This is a genomic window from Kribbella sp. NPDC056951 (assembly GCF_042674205.1).
Classification (GTDB): Bacteria; Actinomycetota; Actinomycetes; order Propionibacteriales; family Kribbellaceae; genus Kribbella; species Kribbella yunnanensis.
In genome coordinates, this window is record NZ_JBHUQZ010000010.1 from 157,930 (window position 1) to 178,366 (window position 20,437).

Here is a 20,437-nt window from a genome sequence, read left to right on the forward strand (position 1 = left end):
CGTACGCACAGAGGCCGGTTCGTGAGGACCCGGCCCGATGTGGAGGGGGTTCCATCATCATCACGTCAAACAAAGCCGTGCGTACGGCGATAGCGGCAGCCAGTGCTGCCGGATTGGTCGCCATCGCGGCGACCAGCGCCTCGGCTGCAGGTTCCGCGGCGCCCGCCAGGCCCGCGTTGGCCCTGGTCGCGCCGGCGACGGACATCACGCTGTCCGGCGACCCGGAGCAGGGAATCGACCTGAATCTCGGCACCCACCTGGTGGCCGGCAATGCACCGATCGAGGTGCGTGCGACGCGGGCGAACTACAACTCGCCGGTGGTCGCCAAGCAGATCGTCAACGGCAAGGCCGTGGCGCTGCCGAAGGGATTCGTCACCGACTTCGGTGGCCTGTCCAAGTTCCTGCACATCACGTTCGTCGATGCGGCAGGCAAGAAGGCGCTCGACATCGACCAGACACTCTGCCTGAACGGCGAGGGTTCGCGGACAAGGCCGGACGCGCCGGCCACGTCGCCGTACCCGGACGACTGTCGGGCCAACCCGTTCACCCAAGGTGCGGTCTGGGGAGTGCAGAAGGGCTGGTCGGTCAACACCGCCTGGTGGGGTCAGGAGCCGGTCAAGATCGCCGAGGGCAAGTACAAGGCCACGGTCACGGTGAACAAGAAGTTCCGTGACTACTTCAAGATTCCGGCGAACCAGTCGTCGGTGACTTTGAACGTCACGGTCACGCACGAAGACCACTGCGACCCGGGGCACGGTGTCCGGGGCTGCATCGCGGCCAAGGGGCTTTCGGAGGCCAAGAAGGGGGTCGCACTGAAGGCGCACGCCGCGCGCCCGACCGGCAAGGCCAGTACGCCGAAGGGTCCGAAGCCGGACCTGGTCTCGGTACCGGCCTGGGGGATCCAGGTCGCCCCGGGTGAGGCGGGGACACCGGACGCGGGCAAGGACTTCCTGGCCTTCTCGGCGACCGTGTGGAACGCAGGGCCGTCGCCGCTGGTGCTGGACGGGTTCCGTCAGAAGGGCAAGGACGTGATGGACGCGTTCCAGTACTTCTACGACGACAAGGGTAAGGAGATCGGGTACCAGAACACCGGCACGATGGAGTGGGACCCGCGCGAAGGCCACACCCACTGGCACTTCACCGACTTCGCCCGCTACAGCCTGCTGAACGCCAAGCAGTCCGAGGTCGTCCGCAGCCAGAAGGAAGCCTTCTGCCTGGCCGCGACCGACTCGATCGACTACACGGTGAAGAACGCCAACTGGCACCCGATGAACACCGACCTGCACACCGCCTGCGGCGACCACACGTCGCTGTCGGTGCGTGAGGTCCTGGACGTCGGATCCGGTGACACCTACGAGCAGTTCCGGCCGGGCCAGTCGTTCGACATCACCAACCTGCCGAACGGCGAGTACTTCGTTGAGGTCAAGGCGAACCCGGAGGGCAAGCTGTTCGAGGGCAACACCAAGAACAACGTCGCCCTGCGCAAGGTGATCCTGGGCGGCGTCAAGGGCGCCCGCACGGTCAAGGTCCCGCCGGTCGGCGTGATCAACGTCCCGTAAAGGGCTGGACCCCGGAGGTGGCTCGCCCCACCTCCGGGGTCTTCTTTTGCCTTTATCTGCGGGTGCTGCGCAGCCGTGATCGCCGCGGGCGCGCGCCGGCCGGGCACCGCTCCGTCGACCCCGAACTCCGACCTTGAGCACCGCTCGACCACTTCTCGTGCGGGATGTTCGTTGGTGGGTGCTCAACGTGGGCGGGCGCCGAGAGCTGGATCGTGTTCTGCTGCAGGGTGAGTCGGAGCGGGACCTGGTGCCAGGGGGAGCGGGTGCGCACCAGGACGACCCGGAACCGACCGTCGCGACGAAGGCGGAGACCGATGGCGATGGTGGCGATCGCCGGGACCAGGCCGGCCAGGGCGAGGCTGACCCGAGCGCCGAAGTTCTGCGCGATCAGTCCGACCAGCGGACCGCCGATCGCGCCGCCGCCGATGAACACCAAGTTGTAGATCCCGGACACGCGGCCGCGCAGACCGTCCGGCGTGGTCAGCTGCACCATCGACTGACACGCGGTCAGGAACATCAGCGTCGCCATCCCCATCGCGGCCAGCACCGGGATGAACGTCCACAGCGAGGGTTGGATCGCTGCCAGCACCTCGGTGATCGTGAGCAGTGTCGCGATCCCGACCAGGTTGCGCAGCCGAGTCGGCCGAACCCTGCGCGCCGACAGCAACGCACCGGCCAGCGCCCCAACCGCGACCACCGAGTTCAGTACGCCGTACCCGGTAGCGCCGGTGTGGAAGACGCGGTCCGCGAACGCCGTCAGCGTCACCGGCAGGCTGATCGCGAACATGCCGTAGATGCCGACGAGCGCGATCGCCCAGCGGACGGCGGGTTCGTGGAACGCGTACTGCAGGCCATCGCGCAGCCCATCGCGGATCCGCAACCCGGTCTGCCTGGCGGCCTTGCGGGCCGGCATCTCGCTCTCACGCATCATCGAGAGCGCCGTGATCGATGCGAAGAACGTGCATGCGTTGATCGCGAACGCCCAGCCGGCGCCCAACGTGCCGAGCAGTACGCCGCCGAGCGCCGGACCGATCATGCTGCCGAGCTGGAACGTCGACGAGACCATGCTGATCGCGTTCCGCACCCGGTCGCGGCCGACGAGCTCCGTGACGAACGACTGGCGGGTGGGGTTGTCGACCGCGGTGGCCAGGCCGAGGAACAGGGCCATCGTGTAGACCTGCCAGACCTGCACATCGCCGGTGAACGCGAGCACAGCCAGTACGGCGGCCGCCACGCCCATCGAGATCTGGGTGACCAGCAGGATCCTTCGCTTCGGGAATCGGTCCGCGAGGACGCCGCCGTACAGGCCGAGCAGGAGCGTGGGGAGGAACTGCAGGGCGGTGGTGATGCCGACCGCGGTCGCGCTGCCGGTGATCGTCAGCACCAGCCAGTCCTGGGCGATGCGCTGGATCCAGCCGCCGGTCGAACTGACCAGCAGACCGCTGACCAGGAGGCGGAAGTTGCGCACCTGCAAGGCACTGAAAGTTTCGCGGAAGCCGGGGCGGCTGGTGGTTTTGCCTTGTTTTGTTGAAGTGTGAGTGTGGTAGTCGGCTTCTCGGACAGGACCGCTGGTCCGGGTGGTCAAAGGAGTTCCCTACACGAGTGGGGTTGTCAGGGGAGGACATGTCCATCCTGGTCGATGGGTCCTGAATTCCGACAGCGAATTACTCCTATTACTCTTATTGCGTCCCGTGATAGGAGGTCTATCGATGTACGACCCGGACCAGCTGCGGACGTTCCTCGCCGTCGCCCAGTCACTGAGCTTCACCCAGGCCGCCGAGCGGCTGGGCATCCGGCAACCCACGGTCAGCCAGCACGTCCGCAAGCTCGAGGCCGCAGTCGGCCGCCCACTCTTCCTCCGCGACACCCGCACCGTCACCCTGACCGCCGACGGCGACGCCATGGCCGGTTTCGCCCGCACCATCCTGGCCGCCCACGAGGAAGCCGCCGGCTACTTCACCGGCTCCGAACTCCGCGGCCGGTTGAGGTTTGGCGTCACCGACGACCTCGCCCTCACTCCGCTACCGCGCATCCTCCGCGACTTCCGCCAGCTCTACCCCCGCATCGACCTGGAACTAACAGTCGCCCAAAGCCCCAACCTGCTCCGCCGGGTAGAGTCCGGTCACCTGGACCTCGCCTACGTCAAACACTCAGTAGGCACCGGCTACGAACCCAACGGCCGCCTAGTCCGCCGAGACCCCCTCGTCTGGGCCGGAATCGCCGGCACCCGCATAGCCCCCGACGGACCCGTCCCCCTGGTCGCCTACCAAGCCCCCAGCCTCAGCCGCTCCCTAGGCGTCCAAACCCTCGAGCAGGCGGGCCGCTCCTGCCGAATCACCTGCATAGTCCGAGGCGTCAACGGCGTACTGGCCGCAGTCCGAGCCGGCCTAGGCATAGCCATCTTCGCCCGCACCCTGATGCCCGCCGATCTAGTAGAACCCCCACCCAGCGCCGGCCTCCCAGAGCTCCCCGCCATCGACCTGGTCCTCATCACCAACCCCCGAGCCGCCAAAGAACCAGCAGAGGCATTAACCGCCGCCATCCTCGGCAGCAACGCCCCCCTCAAGCCAGACGCCGCCTAGCCGCCTTCGCCGGTGCTTAGAGGACCCCGCCACGCAGTACCAGCGCCACCACGCTCACAGCAGCTATTGCAATCGTCACCAGGAACGGTGCCTCCCGCCACGCCACGACTGTTGTGAGCAGGCCTGCAGCGACTACCAGTGCGACCCAGCCCACTAGCCCGACAGGACCGGCCGGGGCGATCACGAGCAGCGCAGTGGCGACTGCGAGGGGGAGGGGAGCTAGTAGGCGAGCGTGAGTGCCGAGGCGTTGGGGCCAGCCGCGTACGCCTGTTGCCAGGTCGTCTTGCAGGTCCGGTACGACGTTTGCCAGGTGGGCACCGACCCCGAGTAGAGCGGTGGCTGTGGTGGCCCACCACGGTGCCCACGTGTGGCTGGTTCCCAGGGTGACGAACGACGGCAGTCCGCCGAACGCGACGGCGTACGGGAGCCAGGAGATGACGGTGGATTTCAGTCCGAGGTTGTAGGCCCAGGCGCAGGCTACGAACAGCAGGTGAACCAGACCGGCCGCGATTCCGTTGGCCAGTGAGACGGGGATGGTGACAACCAGCATGAGCCCGGCCGCGACCGCCAGCGTGCGGCGACTCACCAGTCCGCGCACCACCGGCTTGTCCTTCCGGTTCACAATGGTGTCGCGGGCGGCATCTATCGCGTCATTGCTCCAGCCGATCGAGAGGTGGCCGGTGAGGATGATTGCTGCGACCAGGAGACATCCAGCAGGACTACGCCCGGCCGACCACGCCACTGCGGTCACCAGCGCGGTGACCGCGACAGTCGGTCCGAGATGGCAGGCGAGTACCAGTCCCTTCAGCGCTCTCACCGACACCACGATGTCACGATGACGCGGATCGCAGCGGTCCGACCGGCGCTGCCGCCGTACCGCTATGAGCAGGCCGAGCTCACCGACGCCTTCGCTGCGATCTGCCTCCCGGACGGCCGTGGGAACGCGCTGCTGCGCCGACTACATGCGAACGCAGGAGTGTCCTCACGCCATCTGGCGCTACCACTCGAGCAGTACGGCGTCCTGAAGGACTTCGGTGCCGCGAACGACGCCTGGATCGCAGCAGCCGTCGACCTGGGCGCCGAGGCGGTCGCTGGTGCGGTCGCCGACGCAGGACTGGAGCTGTCGGACGTCGACGTACTCATGTTCACCACAGTTACCGGAGTAGCCGCCCCGTCGATCGACGCGCGAGTCGCGGTCCGGCTGGGGCTGCGAGAAGACGTGAAGCGACTACCGCTCTTCGGACTGGGCTGCGTGGGCGGTGCGGCCGGGATAGCGCGGTTGCACGACTACCTGCTGGCCTGGCCGAAGCAGGTCGCCGTACTGCTGTCTGTCGAGCTCTGCTCGCTCACTCTGCAGCGCGATGACTCCTCACTACCCAACCTGGTCGGTGGAGCGCTCTTCGGCGACGGTGCGGCCGCAGTCGTGCTGACAGGCTCCGAACACCCGCAAGCGACCGGACCCTCCGTCCTGGCGACCCGGAGTCGCCTGTATCCCGACTCCGAGCGAGTCATGGGCTGGGACGTCGGCTCCGGCGGTTTCCGAATCGTCCTGGGCGCGGATGTGCCGGAGGTGGTGCGCAAGTACCTCGGCGGTGACGTCAGGGGCTTCCTGGCCGACCACGGCCTGACCGTGCCAGAGATCGGCACCTGGGTCAGCCACCCCGGCGGTCCGAAGGTCCTGGAAGCAGTAGCCGAAACACTCGAGCTGAGACCCGGTGCGCTCGACCTGACCTGGAAGTCCCTCGACGCAGTCGGAAACCTCTCGTCCTCGTCAGTGCTGCACGTGCTCGGTGACACGCTCACCCTGCATCCTTCGGGCATGGGCCTCCTGCTAGCCATGGGCCCTGGATTCTGTTCCGAGCTAGTACTACTGGAGTGGCCCTGATGAATTGGTACGTCGTCCTAGTGGTGCTCGTCGGTCTCGAACGCGTCGCCGAGCTGGTGGTCTCGCTGCGCAACGCCAAGTGGAGCTTCGCCCAGGGCGGTGTGGAGTCCGGGCGCGGGCACTACCCGTTCATGGTCGTCCTGCACACCGGACTGCTGGTTGCGTGCCTGGTGGAGTCGTTCCAGCGCCCGTTCATCCCCGCACTGGGGTGGACGATGTTCGCACTCGTCGTGCTGTCGCAGGCACTGCGCTGGTGGTGCATCAGCGTGCTCGGTCACCAGTGGAACACCCGCGTGATCGTCGTACCGGGTCTGCACCTCGTGGCCCGCGGACCGTACAAGCTGCTCAAGCACCCCAACTACGTGGCCGTGGTGATCGAGGGGATCGCGCTACCGCTCGTCCACACCGGCTGGATCACCGCAGTCGTCTTCACCCTGCTCAACATCCCGCTGCTCGCCGTACGCATCCGCACCGAGGAAGCCGCGCTCAACGCAGCCCTGGTCAGGTGATCGACCTCCTGGTCGCCGGCTGCGGCCCCGCCGGTGCAGCCACCGCGATCAGAGCCGCCCTGGCCGGTCTGTCCGTAGTGGTCCTCGAACCCCGCCCAGGGCCGATCGACAAAGCCTGCGGCGAAGGCATCGCCCACAGCGCCGTCAACTACCTGGACCGCCTAGGTGTGGAGCTCACCGGCCGCCCCTTCCACGGCATCCGCTACCTCGACGCCGACCACTCCGTAGACGCTCGCTTCACCACCGGCCCCGGCCTAGGCGTCCGCCGTACCGCCCTCCACCAGGCACTCCTAGACCGCTTCGCCGAACTGAACGTCCCCATCGTCCCCACCCGGGTAGGCCCCATCACCCAGAACACCACCTCGGTAACCGCCGCCGGCCACACCGCCCGCTACCTGGCTGCCGCCGACGGCCTCCACTCACCCATCCGCCGCCAACTCGGGTTGTCGGGGGAGCGGACCGCCCAAAGCGGCGCCCCGGCCCGTCGTGGACTCCGCCAGCACTTCCAGGTCTCTCCATGGACAGACCTGGTCGAGGTCTACTGGTCTCCGCTGGGGGAGGCCTACGTGACACCAGTAGCCGACGACCTGGTCGGCGTAGCAGTCCTCACCACCGCCCGCGGCACCTTCGACTCGCACCTAGACGCCTTCCCCACCCTCAAGCGCCGCCTGTCCAGCGCCACCCCGGCAAACACCGTCATGGGCGCAGGCCCCCTCCACCAACGCGTCCACCAGCGAGTATCCGGCCGAGTCCTCCTAGTCGGCGACGCCGCCGGCTACATCGACGCCCTCACCGGCGAGGGAATCGCCGTAGCACTCCGCACCTCCGCCGAACTAGTCGACTGCGTCATCGCAGACCGTCCAGCCGACTACGAATCCGCCTGGCGCCGAGTCTCCCGCGAGTGCCGCCTCCTCACCGCATCGTTGCTCTGGGCCCGCAACCGCCGCCTGCTCGCCCCCCACATCGTCCCCGCCGCCGCCCGTCTCCCCGGCATCTACGGTCACATCGTCAACAGGTTGTCCTAGGCAACAAAACGCACCGGCCCTGTCGGCGATCCGCCGTACCCCTGTCGGCTTTCCGCCACCCTCTGTACCTCATCCGCCACTCTCGGTACCCTGCCCCTAACCGCGGCTCGACACCCGCCCGCCTCCTTCCGCCCCGAGGAGTCCGTCCCATGAAAGCTCTTGCTGCCCTCGCACTCCTAGCCGTCCTCGCCGGGTGCGGATCCTCCAATGCGGCCGCACCGCCGCCTGCGGCTCCGCCCGCGACCGCGACCAGTGCACCGGCGTCCGAGTGGAAGATCGACCCGTCGTTCAACTCCCTCGACCTGGCCTGGATCGAACTGATGATCCCGATGGACGAGCAGCTCCTCCAGGTACTCGGGATGGCGGAGAAGCAGGCCGCCGACCCGGCCGTCCGGAGGTTCGCGACCACAGTGGCCGGCGGGCACCGCGACGAGGTCGAGAAGCTGAAGCTGAACCGGACCCGCTCCGGGATGCCGGTCCGCAACCCGCACGTGGGGCACGACATGAACGGGATGATGACCGAACCCGAGATCGTTGCCCTCGGCAAAGCGTCCGGCCCCGCCTTCGACCAGCTCTTCGCCAAGAACCTGAAAGAGCACCTGACCGAGTCGATCGTGCTGGCCAAGGACATCAGCACCAACGGCAAGGACGCCGCCGTGAAGTACCTGGCGGGCGAGATCCAGACCAGCCGCGCCGCCCAGCTCAAAGAACTAGCAGCACTCGCGAAGAATTGAGTAGGCCCGGCGGTCGCTCAGACAACCGCCGGGCCCAGTGGTTTTGGGCTCCCTGGTGAAGAGTCCAACCCCGGTCACTCCTCGAGCTCCCTGGTGAAGAGCTCGATCAGCGACAAGGAAGACTCTGTCAGCCGGATGTTGCTCAACCATTGCCGGTAAATGAAGCCTTGTTACATGACCCTGTGGCATAGATCTCAGCCCGGATCGGGAACTCAGTGCTCGGTTCGTACGGCGGCGATCTGCAGCTGTAATGCCAGTCGTTCCAGTGGATCACTCAGGTCGAGCGCGGCGATCTCGCCGATCCGCTTCATCCGGTGCCGCAAGGTGTTCGTGTGCAGATGCAGTTCCCGGGCAGCCCGCTGCGGCTGACCCGGATACTCCAGCCACGCCTGCAAAGTTTCGACGAACCCGGTGTCGTGCTGGATGTCGTGCCGCAGCAGTGTCGCGAGCGGACCGTCCATCTTGTTCACGTCCAACGACAACACCGCCCGGTGCACGGTCAGCACGTGCCACGCCTCCTCGACGCGCAACACCGGGCCTGGTGCGACCCCACGCCGTACAAGGCCGAGCAGTTCGACCGCCTCGGCCCGTGAGCTTGGCAGATCGGCCGGTCCGCGGGCGGGACCGCCGGCTGCAGCGATAGACCCCTTCGCATGGTCCGCGACCAGCTTGGCTAGCCATGGCCACGACCCGGGGCCCTCTGTATCGGTCACGACCGCAAGTACGGTCCCGTCCAAGTCAGCCAGGTGCGGGTCACTCCAGCCGTGCCGCCGGCCGGTCGACTCCCACAGGTCGAGCTGCTGCGGTACGTCGTACCCCTCAGGCGAGGAGAGTGCGACAACCCGCCATGGTCGCGGTGGGAGGCGCACATCGAGCGGATTGTCCGGGGAGAACTGTCGGAGCACCGTCCGCAGCCTGTCGATGGCACTGCGCCGGGCGACATCCGCCTGAGCCCGCAACCGGAGCAGATGCAGTGCCAGAACAGACGCGGCGTTGCTGAGCTCAGCCATCACCTCGTCACTGACCGGACCGTCCACCACAGCCCAGATGGACCCCAGCCACTCGCCACCGGCCCGCACCGGCACGATGAGGCGCGGGCGGATCCCATTCGGCCCCTCAGGCACCAGAAACGGTTCACTGGACCGTGCGAGTCGTCTGAACACCCCGCGAGCCCGGAAGTGTGCGATCACCTCAGGCGGAACCCGACGCCCGACGATGGTCGAGACCCGTGCCGGGTCGGTGAAGTCCTGACCAGAGGAGTACGCCAGCACCCGTGACTGGTTGTCCTCGATGGTCACTGGCGCGTCCACGATCGCCCTGGCCGCGTCCGCCAGTGCAAACAGCTCCTGGTGTACGCCGGCGTCACCGGCCACGGGGGAGTCCGGTGCGGCCGCTCGGTCGATGACACCGCGCAGCAGCCAGACCACGTGCGCCCAGGCGACGCTCGGCTGCAGTGCGACCAGCGTGAGCAACCACCGCTCGGCTGCCGCGACCACGGCCGGGTCCCGGGCGAGCGTCGTACGGAGAACGACCCCAGAGGCGTTTCCAGCCGCACAGCGCTCCACGAACTCCACAGCGTCCTCGGCGTTGCGCAGCCCGAGTCCCAGGACCAGGTCGCCCGGGTGACCGGTGGCGGGCTCCTGCGGATCCGCCAGGAAGACGTCCCGGACTTCGCCGTCGCCCTTGCCGGTCACCACCACATCGAACAGGGCGGGACCGACTGCGACGATCAGGTCAGGCGCGGTGATCATGAGGTTATTGTGCGCTGAGCACAGTCATTTGTCCCGTGAATGGTGTGATCGCACCATGACAGCTGTCTCAAGCGGCCGCACTATCAATACATGGTCGCTGACTCCACACACATCGTTCCTGATCGCGTCGCCGTCGTCGGCGCGGGCATGGTTGGTCTGGCCACCGCCTGGTTCCTCCAGGAGGCCGGCGTCGAGGTCACCGTGCTCGACCGTGAAGGTGTCGCCGCAGGCGCGTCCTGGGGTAACGCCGGCTGGCTGACGCCCGGCCTGGCCACCCCGCTGCCGGAGCCGGCCGTCCTCAAGTACGGCGTCCGTGCGGTGCTGAGCCCCTCCTCCCCGGTGTACGTTCCGCCGACCGCGAGCCCGCGGCTCCTCAATTTCCTCACCCGCTTCGCTCGCAACAGCACCGCCGGACGCTGGAAGACCGCGATGGACTCGCTGGTCCCGATCAACCGCCAGGCGCTGCCGGCCTTCGACTTCCTGGCCAAGGCCGGGGTCGAGGCGCAGACCTACGAGGCCAAGTCCTTCCTGGCCGCGTACCGGACCGAGGCCGAGCGCAGCGTCCTGCTCGAGGAGATCGAGCAGATCCACGCCGCGGGTCAGGGCATCGAGTTCGAGGCGATCAGCGGTGACGACGCTCGCGAGATCGAGCCGTCGCTGTCCGACGAGATCGGTGCGGCCATCCGGCTGCACGGTCAGCGCTTCATCAACCCCGGTGAGTACGTCCAGCTGCTGGCCGACTCGGTCGTCGCCCGCGGCGGCCAGATCATCACCGGCGTCGTGGTGAAGGACATCGTGGACGAGATCCGCGGTGTCCGCCTGGTCACCGGCGACGGCGAGACCGACCCGTTCGACGCGGTCGTGATGGCCACTGGCGCCTGGCTGACCGATCTGGCCAAGGACTTCGGCGTGAAGACCGTCGTACAGGCTGGTCGTGGTTACAGCTTCAGCGTCCCGATCGCCCACGTCCCGGCCGGACCGGTCTACTTCCCGGCTCAGCGGGTCGCCTGTACGCCGCTCGGCGACCGGCTGCGTGTCGCCGGGATGATGGAGTTCCGCAAGCCGGAGGCGAAGCTGGACCCGCGCCGTATCAACGCCATCGTGGAGGCGGCCCGGCCGCTGCTGCGGGACGCCGACCTGGACGCCCGCACCTTCGAGTGGGTCGGCCCGCGACCGTGTACTCCGGACGGCCTGCCGATCATCGGTGCCACCAAGTCGCCGCGCGTGTACGCCGCCGGTGGACACGGCATGTGGGGCATCACGCTCGGCCCGATCACCGGCCAGCTGCTGGCCGAGACCATCACCACCGGCCGCACCCCGGCCGAGCTCGCCCCGTTCGACCCCTTGCGCTGAACCTCTTCGAGGAGGGACCGGCGTCGATCGGTCCCTCCGCCCGGTACTGACCACACCTCTCGCGGCAGTCGCGTGAACCGCTTCCGGACGGCAGCCTCACCCGCCCGGCAACCACCAGGGTTCACTGCACCGCAACGGTCAGCACCTGGAGCGGGCCCTGGCCGTTGATCTCCTGCCCAGGGCCCGCTCCCATCAACCAACGAAGCCCCGGACACCTGCCCGGGGCTTCGTTTGCTGAATGCGTCAGTGCGTGTGCGGCTCGGTACCGTGCTCGGCCTCGTGCGCTGCGATCTGGGCGCGGACCTCTTCCATGTCCACGGCGCGCAGCTGCTTGATCAGGTCCTCCAGCGCCGGCGCCGGCAGGGCGCCCGGCTGCGAGTAGAGGACGACACCGTCGCGAACGGCCATCAGGGTCGGGATGGACTGGATCTGGAAGGCCTGGGCCAGCTCGACCTGTGCCTCCGTGTCCACCTTGCCGAACTTGATGTCGGTGTGCTCCTCGGACGACTTCTCGAACACCGGCCCGAACATCTTGCACGGACCGCACCACTCCGCCCAGAAGTCGACCAGGACGAGGCCCTCACCACTCACGACCTCGTCGAAGTTCTCCTGGGACAGCTCGACCGTTGCCACTACGACCTCCGAAGTTAGACGACTACACGCGCTTCAACACCGAACCACCCGCGAGTGTTCCCTCGGCTCAGATCGGCATGTCGATGAACGGGGAAGCGTAGTCCTGGACCTCTTGGAGGATGGAAGCCGCGTCCTCCGGGGTCAGCTCGGCCCGCTCGCGCTCGGCGATGATCATCTGCTGCAGCAGCCGCGTCTCGCCCGCCGTCGCCAGCCCGGCGATCTCCGGGTGCCCGTTCAGCAGCCAGGCAGTGGCCGCCGTCACATAACGCTGCTCGTCGAACGGCCGGTACCACGTGTCGTACGTCTTCTCCTCGCCCTCGCGCCAACCCCGCCGGGCGATCATCTTGATCGTCATCAGGGCCACATCCGACGCCTGTACGGCGGCCACCAGCTCGGCGTAGTCCGCGGCGTACTGCGGGTCCGTCGAGAGGTGGTAGTTCAGCGGGGTGAGCACGCTGTCGAAGTCGAACCGGCGTAGTCCCTCCAGATGCACGGCCGGCGCCTGCGCGGTGTGGCCGGTGATCCCAATGGCTGAGACCAGGCCTTCTTCCTTGGCCCGGATCGCGGCCTCGAGCGAGCCGCCCTTGCCGGTGACGAGGTCGAGATTCTCCAGATCGCAGACCGCGTGCATCTGGATCAGATCGACATGATCAGTCTGTAACCGTTCCAGCGAACGATTGATCTCGCTCCAGGCCTCTTCGAACGTCCGGCGTCCGGTCTTGGTGGCGAGGAAGATGCGGTCCCGGATCTCCGGCATCCGCGGGCCGAGCCGCAGCTCCGCGTCGCCGTAGTCGGCGGCGACGTCGAAATGGTTGATCCCGGCATCGAGCGCCTCCTGGATCGATGCGTCAGCACGGTCCTGGTCGACGCCGCCGAGCGAAGCGGCGCCGAAGATCAGCACCGAACTCCGGTGGCCGAGCCGGCCGAGTCGGCGAGTTTCCATCCTGGTCCTCCAGGGGTAGCAGGGGATACTCCGACCCTATGCCCTGACATGGACGTTTTGACCCCTCGCCACGGGAGAGTTTTCCACAGGGAAGTCCGCGGATCGGTTACTATGCGTGATCAGTTGGTGTGGTCTTTTACCATGTTGTTCGCACGGATTTTCGAATCTGTCCGAGCGGTGTGGCATGGTGTGCGCTGCCCGATCGACGACGCGGGAATGAGAGAGGAGCTATGGCGACGGTACCGAAGGTGTCACGCTTGGCGTTCGAGGGTGACACTGCCCGCAACTGGGGTAACAGTATGGCTGCGGGGAGCGATGGAGCATCCGGATCCTGGTCTCAGGTCTCCCGGTGGACGGTTGCTTGCCGTATTCTCCCGGCTACTGTCCGCGTAACTGCTGTCTGAGGGGCGGGTAGCGATGAGTTGGTGGCGAACAGTGCTGAATCTGCCGCCAAAAGGTGAACACTGGTCGGACCAGCGGCGACCGAAGAAGGCCGCCCGGGGACGCCAACAGAACACCGCACCGGAGTGGTGGGCCCACCCCGACGGTCCGGTGTCACCCACCCCTCGCCAGGCACAGGGCGTAGCCGCGCAGTACTCGGCACCGCAGACTCCTCCGCCTGGCGGAGTGATGGCTCCGCCTCGTCGTCCCGGTGCCCGCCCGCCGGAGCAGCCCGGTCAGCAGGGGCAGCCGGTTCAAGGTCATCCGCAGCCAGGTCAGCAGCCGACACCCGGTGAGCAGCGGCACGGCTCTGGTCAGCGCACGCCGGAGCGGCTGCGGCAGCGGTCGCCGCACGGCGCCCACGCGGCCCCTGGGCCCGTCCGAGAGTCGCTGGAGCCAGGTCAGCCCCCGTGGGCGACCGAGCCCGAGTCGTCCTTCTCCACGTGGGCACGACGCTTCTTCCGCGGCCTGGTGGTCGCGGTCCTGCTGCTCGCGGCGATCAGCGGTATCCGGTCCTGGGTCAGCCCGAACCGGACACCCGACACCGTGGTCGGCAGCCAGAGCAGCTACCCCGTCGAGGAAGCTCGCGCGATCGCGACCCGGTATGCGATCTCCTACCTGTCCTGGGACGAGCAGAACCCGGAGGCCCGTCCGGCCCAGGTCGGGCTCGACCTGGCCGCCGGCCTGGACAGTCGAGCGGGGTGGAACGGACGCGGCAAGCAGGTCGCTGTGACCGCCTACCCCGGCGAGGTCAAGGTCGACCCCGGTGGCGTGGTCGCCAAGGTCGACGTACGGGTCCGTGTCCAGCAGTACTACCTCAAGGGCAGAGCGATGACTGCCGGCCAGTTCGTCTGGCAGCGGTTGTCCGTCCCGGTCGCCCGGACCGCGGCCCGCGTCGTGGCCAGTGGCCCGCCGACGTTCGTACCGGACGGTCGTGCGGCATTGCCGGAGAACATGCCCGAGGCCGGCGTACCGGACGATGCTCTGACGGCCGCAACGAACAAGGACGCCGAAGCGTTCTTCAGCGCGTATGCCGAGTCCGACAACAAGGTGTCGGCCGTGACCGCCCCCGGCTCGACGATCCGCAGTCTGAACGGCGCCGTGAAGTTCGGCGAACTGAAGGACTGGCAGGTCTACACCGGTAACGACGACGAGCGGCGGGCGACCGCTGCCGTCACCTGGGACGGGGTGGGAGACACCACCCTCGACCAGACGTACACGCTCACGTTACGGCGTACTGTCGCCACGGACGGAGCACAACGATGGCAAGTGGCTGCCGTCGGATGACCACAGCAACCCGCCGTCGGACGACCGAGGCACCAAGGGAGACACCGCAATGACGACGCATGAACTGGCTGCGAGCGTGGTTCAGCTCGTCGCGCCACTGGCCAACGCCAATGTCCCGACCGGCGCGGATTTCAAGGACTGGGTCCTGGTCATCGCGGGCAACATCTTCATCGCCATCCTGGTGCTGCGCGCGATCGGGCACTACTTCAAGCGCGAGTGGGGCGAGTTGTTCGGCCACATCGCCGCGGGGGTGCTGGTCGGTGGGCTGATCTATGCGAACAACCAGACCATCAATGTGCTGAAGGGCTTCTGGGGATTGCTCTCCGGGGGTAATTGATGCGCGTCGGCCGTACCCTGACCCACCACTTCGAGATCGAGACCCGGCAGTACGACCTGCTCGGGATCGACCTCGGAGAAGGCGCGCGACGCCGGATGATCATCTTCGGTGCGGTGATCATCCTGGCCTGGATCGCGCTGCTGTTCCCGTTCGTCGGGGTGCCCCAGAAGGGCACCGTCAGCCTGTACGTCGTTCCGCCGTTCGTGATCACGGCGTTCGGCTGGCGCCCCGGCAAGTTCCACGAACGCCGTCGCCGCGTGACCGAGTGGGCGCTGGCCGTCCGCTACGCGTTGCGCGCCCATCGCCCGATCATCGGACTCGGCGCCCGGGCCGCCGACAAGACGGAGTACCTGCCATGGCGTGAGCGCGTCGCGACCCAGAAGGTGGCCAACCTGGCGAAGGCCCGGGTGACCCCCGAATGGGAACGCGAGGTCGTGGTGGAGCTGGATCCGATGGTCCGCGCGGGTGCGGACATCACCGTGAACCAGCGCGCCCGCCTCCTCGGGGCGGACCACGTGCGGAGGGTCAGTCGCAGGAATTCGTCAGGGAAGGTGCACGAATGAAGATCGCTGACAAGCTCCTGAACCTGGTGGGTGTCGGCCGCGAACGCGGCCTGCCGCCGCCCCGGTTGGTGGCCATCGCCGACGGCCTGCTCGTCACCGAACGCAGCGCCGAGGCATGGTTCCTGATCTCGGTGGCGAACACCGACCTGGCCACCGAGGCCGAGCAGGACGCCGCCCTGGACGCCGCGGTGAGCGCTGCCGCGACCATCCTCGGCGACCGGCTCAGCCACCTCAAGGTGGTCTGGGGCCGCTCCACCGGCCAGGACTACATCGACTCCGTCACCGGCCACTACCGGCTCGGCGACCACGAGGCCTGGGCGCAGACCCGGGCCGACCGGATCGACGAGATGCGGATGCCCGAGCGGTACGTCGCCCTCGGCGTACACCTCAGTGACCGCGACCCCCGCGCGACCGCCCAGGTCCGCGGCTCGATCAGCGACGCCCTCGGTACGACGTCCTGGCGGGTCAGCGCGCGTGAACTCGCCCACCTGGACGAGCGGGTCCGCAAACTCGGCCGCCAGCTCGGCTCGACCGTGTGGCGTGCCCACACCGCACCGGCCGAGGTCATCTCCTGGCTGATCAGTCGCGAGATGCACCGCGGCGCCGTGGCCGCACCCCGCCGCGGCCTGATCACCGGCGCCTCGCTGGCCCGGCTCACCTCCGGCCGCGTCGTGCCGTACACCGACCACCTGCGCATCTACGACTCGCGCGGCCAGATCGCGGCGTACACGACTGTCCTCGCGATGACCGACTTCCCCGAGGAACTCGAGACCCCGGGCCCGGGGGAGTGGCTGCGCACGCTGTCAGAGATCAAGGCGATCGACGACGACGGCGACGAGATCGACGTGACCGTCGAGGCCTCCGTCCGCTTCCGCGTGCTCACCAAGAAGACCGCCCGGCACCTCGTCGACGAAACCCGCAAGAGCGCCAAGGAACAGCGCCGTTCGGCTGCGAAGGGCACCGCGGAAGAGACCGCGGACGAGATCGTCGAGACCGAGCGCGTGATGCGCGAGGTCAAGCGCGACATCAACCGCAGCGGCCTCACCCTGGTCGAGGACCACCCCCGCCTCCTCGTCAGCGCGGACACCCGCGAGGACCTCGAGGCGTACGTCGACGCCGTCATCGCGCACTACGCCGACCGCGGCATCACCGTCGCCCCCGGCGCCGACGAGCAGCGCGACCTCTGGCTCGAGTCGCTCCCCGGCGACCAGCTCCGCGTCCCCGACCTCGGCCACGTCCGCGAGTCGACCGCCTTCTTCGGCTCCTGGTTCTGGGGCGGCGCATCGATCGGTGACGCCACTGGTCCCGCGATCGGCTACCTGACCGGTTCCACACCAGGTCTCGTGCGTTTCGACGCCGCGGCCGGTTCGGCCCTCGGCGACGCGACCACCACCCTCTTCCTCGGCCGCTCCGGCCGAGGCAAGACGACCGCCGCCATGCTCGGCGGCCTCGACTCCGCCTTCGCCGGCGCCTGGGTACCACTGCTGGACCTCAAGGGCGACGCCGCCGGCGTCTCCGCGGTCGCCGCCGAATACGGCGTACCGACTGCTGTCATCGAGATCACCGCCCAGTTCTCGGGTGCCGCGGACCTGCTCCGCGTCCTCCCGGTCGACGACGCCCTCCTGCAGGCACCGTCCCAGCTGATGCTCCTGCTCCCGCCACACCTCCGTGGTGCAGCCGAAGCCCCGGTCATGGCCGCCACCCGCGCCGAGATCCAGTCACCCGACCCCTCGTCGTGGGGCGTCATCCAGCGCCTCTGCAACTCCGACTCCGAAACCATCCGCACCGTCGGCTTCGCCCTCCGCGACCTGGTCGAAACCGGCCTCGGTTCGGTAGTAGCCGGCCCACCCTCAGGCCTGTCCTCCCTCACCACCAACCCAGGCCTCTGGGTAGTCCAAATGCCCGGCCTCACCCTGCCGTCCCCCGAGTCGGCCCCCGAGTCCTGGTCCCCGATCGAACGAGTCGGCATGGCCTGCCTCCGCGGCTGCCTGGCCTGGATGGTCCGCACCACCGGCCGCCGCGAATTCCGCGGCCGCTCCAAGGTCGTCATCGTCCCCGAGGTCCACCTCCTGACGAAGACCCCCGACGGCGCCTCCTTCCTCGACTACATCGCCCGAGTAGGCCGAGCCCTGGGCGCCTCCCTGGTCCTCGACACCCAGGACCCCGCCTCAATCCTGAAACTCCCCGGCCTGGTCGAGCAGATCACCACCCTCTTCGCCTTCAGCCTCCGCTCCCGCGAACAGGTCGACTCCCTCCTCGAACTGCTGGGCCGCCCCCAAACAGCGCCGTACCAAACCCTCGTCCGCGGCATCAACACCGCCGCCAACGGCAAATCCATCCGCCACGGCCACTGCATCATGCGCGACCGCTGGGACGAAGTAGCCACCGTCCAGATCGACATCCCCAGCCAACGCGTAGCCGCCCTCCTCCGCACCACCCCCGAATCCGAACACGCCAACCAACCCACCCCCGTCCTCCCCGCCACCCCCACCCCCGCCGACCCCTTCGCCGACGACGAAGACCCCCAAGACCTCCCAACCCCCGCCGCCACCGCCACCGCCCAATCCGAAGCCCACACCACCCACCCCGAACCCCCACCCCCCGCAGACCCACCCCTCGCCCCCACGGACCCAACCCCGTCCCTGGAAACCACCCCCGCACCCCCCGCCCCCACCAACGGCCACCACCCCCCAACCCGCCACGAAGCCCCCATAGGCCCCGACGACGTCTACGACCAAGAAGCAGACGAAGCCGCCTACAACGAAGCCATGTCGCCCACTTACGCCGACTCCGAGCCCCAACACCCGCCCAAGGGCAACAAGGAGCACGTCGCATGAGGTGGGCCCGCCGGCTCCGCACGGCGCTCACGGTCCTGTGCGTCTCGTTCGTCGTCACCGCCCAGCTGGCGCTTGCTGCCGACCCGAACCAGGGGCCAACCAATCCGACAGGTTTCGGCGACCTTCTCCCGACACCGGACCTGACGCACGGCGACACCAGGACGCTCTTCGAGCAATACAGTCCGATGGTCTACGGGCTCGACTTCGAGAAGAGCATTCGGGACCCCATCGAGTCGGTGTTCAACGGATACGCGCACTTGGTGATGATGTACATCATCGCCATCACGCGAGGTGCGATCTCAGTCGGCTGGTGGCTGTTCTCGTTCACCGATGTGAAGCCGCTGACCGACGCTACCTCCACAACGATCGGGGCCTCGAGCACGCAGCTGGTCGGCTGGCTACTGCCGTCGGCGCTCGCCTTCGGTGCCGTTGCGGCGTATCTGCAGCGGCGGTCGAGCGGAAGTGCGATGGGGCAAATGGTCTGGGTCTTCGTGGCTGGTGTGCTTGCCGTGAGCTTCGCGCTCGCGCCGGCGACCTGGCTGCGTGGTGTCGACGGCGCCCGGCAATTGGGCGCGGAGACGATCATGACGGCCTCGGCCGACGCAATGGGTCCGACCATGCAGAATCCGCTCCCTTGGCCGGAGCCAGGCTTCACCGGTACGGCGAAGGACACGATGCTCAGGAAGTCCGCCGACTCGACCTGGCGCGGGTTCGCGGTCACGCCGTGGTGCATCGCGGAGTTCGGTTCGTTGGCCGCTTGCGAACGGTATGGCAAGGGAATGCTCGACGCCGGCACGGACGCCGACGCTCGGTCGAAGTACATCGACACTGTCATTGCGCCCGCCGAAGGGGGCGACGATGCCGCGACCGTCAAATGGGTGAAGGGTGACAACGCCTTCGGGCGGATCTCCGTGGTGATGCTGGCGGCGATCGCGGCCACGCTGTTCGCCTTTCTCAACGTGTCGCTGGCCTTCACCGCCTTGATGGCTTTCGTGGGCTGCCTTCTTCTGCTTGTGGTCGGTGTCTTCTTCGCGTGCTTGTGGATCATCCCGGGCAGGCCGCGACAATGGGGGCTCAACTGGTTCGAAGCCCTGGTCGGGCTGGTGATCCAGTCGTTCCTGGCCATGCTGGTTTTCGGTACGGCGCTCACTCTGGTCACGGCCGTGTTCAGCCTCACCGGTGTGCTCGGGTGGCTGCCGGTGTCAGGACTTGCGATCGCAGTCCTGATTGCAGGATTCAGACTGCGGCGCTTGCTGGACAATCTCACCTCGATGATGCGTCCGGGCTCCGGGAGCATTCTGCTCGGTGGCCTGGCCAGGCGCGGCGCTATGGGCGCCTTCAAACGACTGGCTGGCTCGCTCGGCAGCAGAAGTGCGGCCCCCGCCCTGACAGAACGCCGTGGTGGACGCCTCGGGTCCGATGACGCGGGGCCACAGCGAGTTTCTTCAGTTCGGGTGTATCGACAGGCTCCGGTGGCTGGAGCGTTGGGCAGCGCTGGGGCAGTAGGTGGGTCACCTTACGAGTTGACGGCGGGCTCGGGTCGACGGCGAGCGGATGCAGCGTCGGCCGGTGGCGGCGTCGGACCAGGTGGAAAGTTGGCAGCCAACGCGACGCCATCTCGAAGCACGTCAGCGGCAAACTTGTCGCGGTCCCGTGCGCAGAAGAACGCGGAGGGGCGACGAACGATCACTGTGACGGCTGCAGGTGTGGCCGCAACAGGTGGCGCGACGTCTTCCGCCGGAGCGCGCGGCGCTTCCGCCGAGTCGCAGAAGCCGCGCCACTCGCGCCAGCCGAGCCCGGCTCCTGCCAACGAGAACAGGTTCGAACCGCGAGCTCACAGTCATTCAGCGAGTCTTCGAGAGGGTCCTCCGAAGGCCCAACGGTCCCGGCGCGGCCCGGGGTCCTCGTCCCCGCGGCGATTCCGCGAGTACTCCGCTGTCACCAAGGATGGCGTCACTCTGCACGTACCGCGTAGGTGATTCCGGATGGCCCGAAAAC

17 protein-coding genes are annotated in these 20,437 nt (G+C 67.9%); 12 read left to right on the forward strand and 5 right to left on the reverse strand.

From position 1 onward, the window contains the following. Nucleotides 1–77: 77 nt before the first annotated feature. Nucleotides 78–1,559, forward strand: coding sequence for a lysyl oxidase family protein (locus tag ACFTSF_RS31750; protein WP_380158081.1), 1,482 nt, complete (start codon nucleotides 78–80; stop codon nucleotides 1,557–1,559). A 52-nt stretch (nucleotides 1,560–1,611) separates the two neighbouring features. Here the strand turns inward: ACFTSF_RS31750 and ACFTSF_RS31755 are convergent, their stop codons facing one another. Next, entirely contained in the window at nucleotides 1,612–3,144 is a 1,533-nt protein-coding gene (locus tag ACFTSF_RS31755) for an MFS transporter (protein WP_380158083.1), read from the reverse strand. A 124-nt stretch (nucleotides 3,145–3,268) separates the two neighbouring features. Here ACFTSF_RS31755 and ACFTSF_RS31760 point away from each other — a divergent pair, with 124 nt between their 5' ends. Beyond that, nucleotides 3,269–4,141, forward strand: a complete 873-nt coding sequence (locus tag ACFTSF_RS31760) for a LysR substrate-binding domain-containing protein (protein ID WP_132175360.1) — start codon at nucleotides 3,269–3,271, stop codon at nucleotides 4,139–4,141. 16 nt (nucleotides 4,142–4,157) lie between these two features. On the opposite strand, the gene ACFTSF_RS31765 is transcribed toward ACFTSF_RS31760, so the two are convergent. Beyond that, entirely contained in the window at nucleotides 4,158–4,958 is an 801-nt protein-coding gene (locus ACFTSF_RS31765) for a UbiA family prenyltransferase (RefSeq protein ID WP_380158085.1), read from the reverse strand. Between the two features lie 18 nt (nucleotides 4,959–4,976). Here ACFTSF_RS31765 and ACFTSF_RS31770 point away from each other — a divergent pair, with 18 nt between their 5' ends. From ACFTSF_RS31770 to ACFTSF_RS31785, 4 genes are all read left to right on the forward strand, one after another. Then, nucleotides 4,977–6,026, forward strand: a complete 1,050-nt coding sequence (locus ACFTSF_RS31770) for a type III polyketide synthase (protein ID WP_380158087.1) — start codon at nucleotides 4,977–4,979, stop codon at nucleotides 6,024–6,026. After that, nucleotides 6,026–6,535 carry an isoprenylcysteine carboxyl methyltransferase family protein gene (locus ACFTSF_RS31775; RefSeq protein ID WP_380158088.1) on the forward strand — a complete coding sequence of 170 codons (510 nt, stop codon included), beginning with the start codon at nucleotides 6,026–6,028 and terminating at the stop codon, nucleotides 6,533–6,535. The genes ACFTSF_RS31770 and ACFTSF_RS31775 overlap by 1 nt, the downstream gene beginning before the upstream one ends. Further along, complete coding sequence (locus ACFTSF_RS31780; protein ID WP_380158090.1) at nucleotides 6,532–7,560, forward strand: NAD(P)/FAD-dependent oxidoreductase; 1,029 nt, start codon at nucleotides 6,532–6,534, stop codon at nucleotides 7,558–7,560. Before ACFTSF_RS31775 ends, ACFTSF_RS31780 begins: the two co-directional genes overlap by 4 nt. 149 nt (nucleotides 7,561–7,709) lie before the next feature. Next, the gene (locus ACFTSF_RS31785) at nucleotides 7,710–8,294 is read left to right on the forward strand and encodes a DUF305 domain-containing protein (RefSeq protein ID WP_380158092.1); all 585 of its coding nucleotides are present in this window, start codon (nucleotides 7,710–7,712) and stop codon (nucleotides 8,292–8,294) included. Nucleotides 8,295–8,506: 212 nt separating this feature from the next. On the opposite strand, the gene ACFTSF_RS31790 is transcribed toward ACFTSF_RS31785, so the two are convergent. Continuing rightward, nucleotides 8,507–10,045: a helix-turn-helix domain-containing protein gene (locus ACFTSF_RS31790; protein WP_380158094.1), complete on the reverse strand. Its 1,539-nt coding sequence runs from the start codon at nucleotides 10,043–10,045 to the stop codon at nucleotides 8,507–8,509. Nucleotides 10,046–10,135: 90 nt separating this feature from the next. Here ACFTSF_RS31790 and ACFTSF_RS31795 point away from each other — a divergent pair, with 90 nt between their 5' ends. Next, a complete protein-coding gene (locus ACFTSF_RS31795; protein ID WP_344153781.1) occupies nucleotides 10,136–11,398 on the forward strand; it encodes an FAD-dependent oxidoreductase in 1,263 nt (420 codons plus the stop codon). A gap of 243 nt (nucleotides 11,399–11,641) precedes the next feature. Here ACFTSF_RS31795 and trxA read toward each other — a convergent pair whose 3' ends face one another. Together trxA and ACFTSF_RS31805 are read right to left on the reverse strand one after the other, a co-directional pair. Next, complete coding sequence (gene trxA, locus ACFTSF_RS31800) at nucleotides 11,642–12,031, reverse strand: thioredoxin (protein ID WP_344153778.1); 390 nt, start codon at nucleotides 12,029–12,031, stop codon at nucleotides 11,642–11,644. A gap of 67 nt (nucleotides 12,032–12,098) precedes the next feature. Then, nucleotides 12,099–12,974, reverse strand: a complete 876-nt coding sequence (locus ACFTSF_RS31805; RefSeq protein ID WP_380158097.1) for an aldo/keto reductase — start codon at nucleotides 12,972–12,974, stop codon at nucleotides 12,099–12,101. 417 nt (nucleotides 12,975–13,391) lie between these two features. Between ACFTSF_RS31805 and ACFTSF_RS31810 the strand changes: the two genes are divergently transcribed. From ACFTSF_RS31810 to ACFTSF_RS31830, 5 genes are read left to right on the forward strand one after another with little or no spacing between them, the layout of a single operon-like run. After that, nucleotides 13,392–14,702, forward strand: a complete 1,311-nt coding sequence (locus ACFTSF_RS31810; RefSeq protein WP_380158099.1) for a conjugal transfer protein — start codon at nucleotides 13,392–13,394, stop codon at nucleotides 14,700–14,702. 49 nt (nucleotides 14,703–14,751) lie between these two features. Then, nucleotides 14,752–15,039 (forward strand): hypothetical protein, encoded by a 288-nt coding sequence (locus tag ACFTSF_RS31815; RefSeq protein WP_344153770.1) that lies wholly within the window; start codon nucleotides 14,752–14,754, stop codon nucleotides 15,037–15,039. Continuing rightward, nucleotides 15,039–15,602 (forward strand): hypothetical protein, encoded by a 564-nt coding sequence (locus tag ACFTSF_RS31820; protein ID WP_344153767.1) that lies wholly within the window; start codon nucleotides 15,039–15,041, stop codon nucleotides 15,600–15,602. The genes ACFTSF_RS31815 and ACFTSF_RS31820 overlap by 1 nt, the downstream gene beginning before the upstream one ends. Further along, on the forward strand, nucleotides 15,599–18,439 hold the full coding sequence (locus ACFTSF_RS31825) for an ATP-binding protein (RefSeq protein WP_380158101.1): 2,841 nt from the start codon (nucleotides 15,599–15,601) through the stop codon (nucleotides 18,437–18,439). Before ACFTSF_RS31820 ends, ACFTSF_RS31825 begins: the two co-directional genes overlap by 4 nt. Beyond that, nucleotides 18,436–20,418, forward strand: coding sequence for a hypothetical protein (locus ACFTSF_RS31830; protein ID WP_380158103.1), 1,983 nt, complete (start codon nucleotides 18,436–18,438; stop codon nucleotides 20,416–20,418). The genes ACFTSF_RS31825 and ACFTSF_RS31830 overlap by 4 nt, the downstream gene beginning before the upstream one ends. Nucleotides 20,419–20,437: the final 19 nt, after the last annotated feature.

Bases quoted from the DNA above. Each gene is read 5' to 3' on its own strand.
- ACFTSF_RS31815 (WP_344153770.1), top strand. From the start codon at position 14,752: ATGACGACGCATGAACTGGCTGCGAGCGTGGTTCAGCTCGTCGCGCCA.
- ACFTSF_RS31775 (WP_380158088.1), top strand. From the start codon at position 6,026: ATGAATTGGTACGTCGTCCTAGTGGTGCTCGTCGGTCTCGAACGCGTC.
- ACFTSF_RS31790 (WP_380158094.1), bottom strand. From the start codon at position 10,045: ATGATCACCGCGCCTGACCTGATCGTCGCAGTCGGTCCCGCCCTGTTC.
- ACFTSF_RS31825 (WP_380158101.1), top strand. From the start codon at position 15,599: ATGAAGATCGCTGACAAGCTCCTGAACCTGGTGGGTGTCGGCCGCGAA.
- ACFTSF_RS31785 (WP_380158092.1), top strand. From the start codon at position 7,710: ATGAAAGCTCTTGCTGCCCTCGCACTCCTAGCCGTCCTCGCCGGGTGC.
- ACFTSF_RS31760 (WP_132175360.1), top strand. From the start codon at position 3,269: ATGTACGACCCGGACCAGCTGCGGACGTTCCTCGCCGTCGCCCAGTCA.
- ACFTSF_RS31830 (WP_380158103.1), top strand. From the start codon at position 18,436: ATGAGGTGGGCCCGCCGGCTCCGCACGGCGCTCACGGTCCTGTGCGTC.
- ACFTSF_RS31770 (WP_380158087.1), top strand. From the start codon at position 4,977: ATGACGCGGATCGCAGCGGTCCGACCGGCGCTGCCGCCGTACCGCTAT.
- ACFTSF_RS31810 (WP_380158099.1), top strand. From the start codon at position 13,392: ATGAGTTGGTGGCGAACAGTGCTGAATCTGCCGCCAAAAGGTGAACAC.
- ACFTSF_RS31795 (WP_344153781.1), top strand. From the start codon at position 10,136: ATGGTCGCTGACTCCACACACATCGTTCCTGATCGCGTCGCCGTCGTC.
- ACFTSF_RS31805 (WP_380158097.1), bottom strand. From the start codon at position 12,974: ATGGAAACTCGCCGACTCGGCCGGCTCGGCCACCGGAGTTCGGTGCTG.
- ACFTSF_RS31820 (WP_344153767.1), top strand. From the start codon at position 15,039: ATGCGCGTCGGCCGTACCCTGACCCACCACTTCGAGATCGAGACCCGG.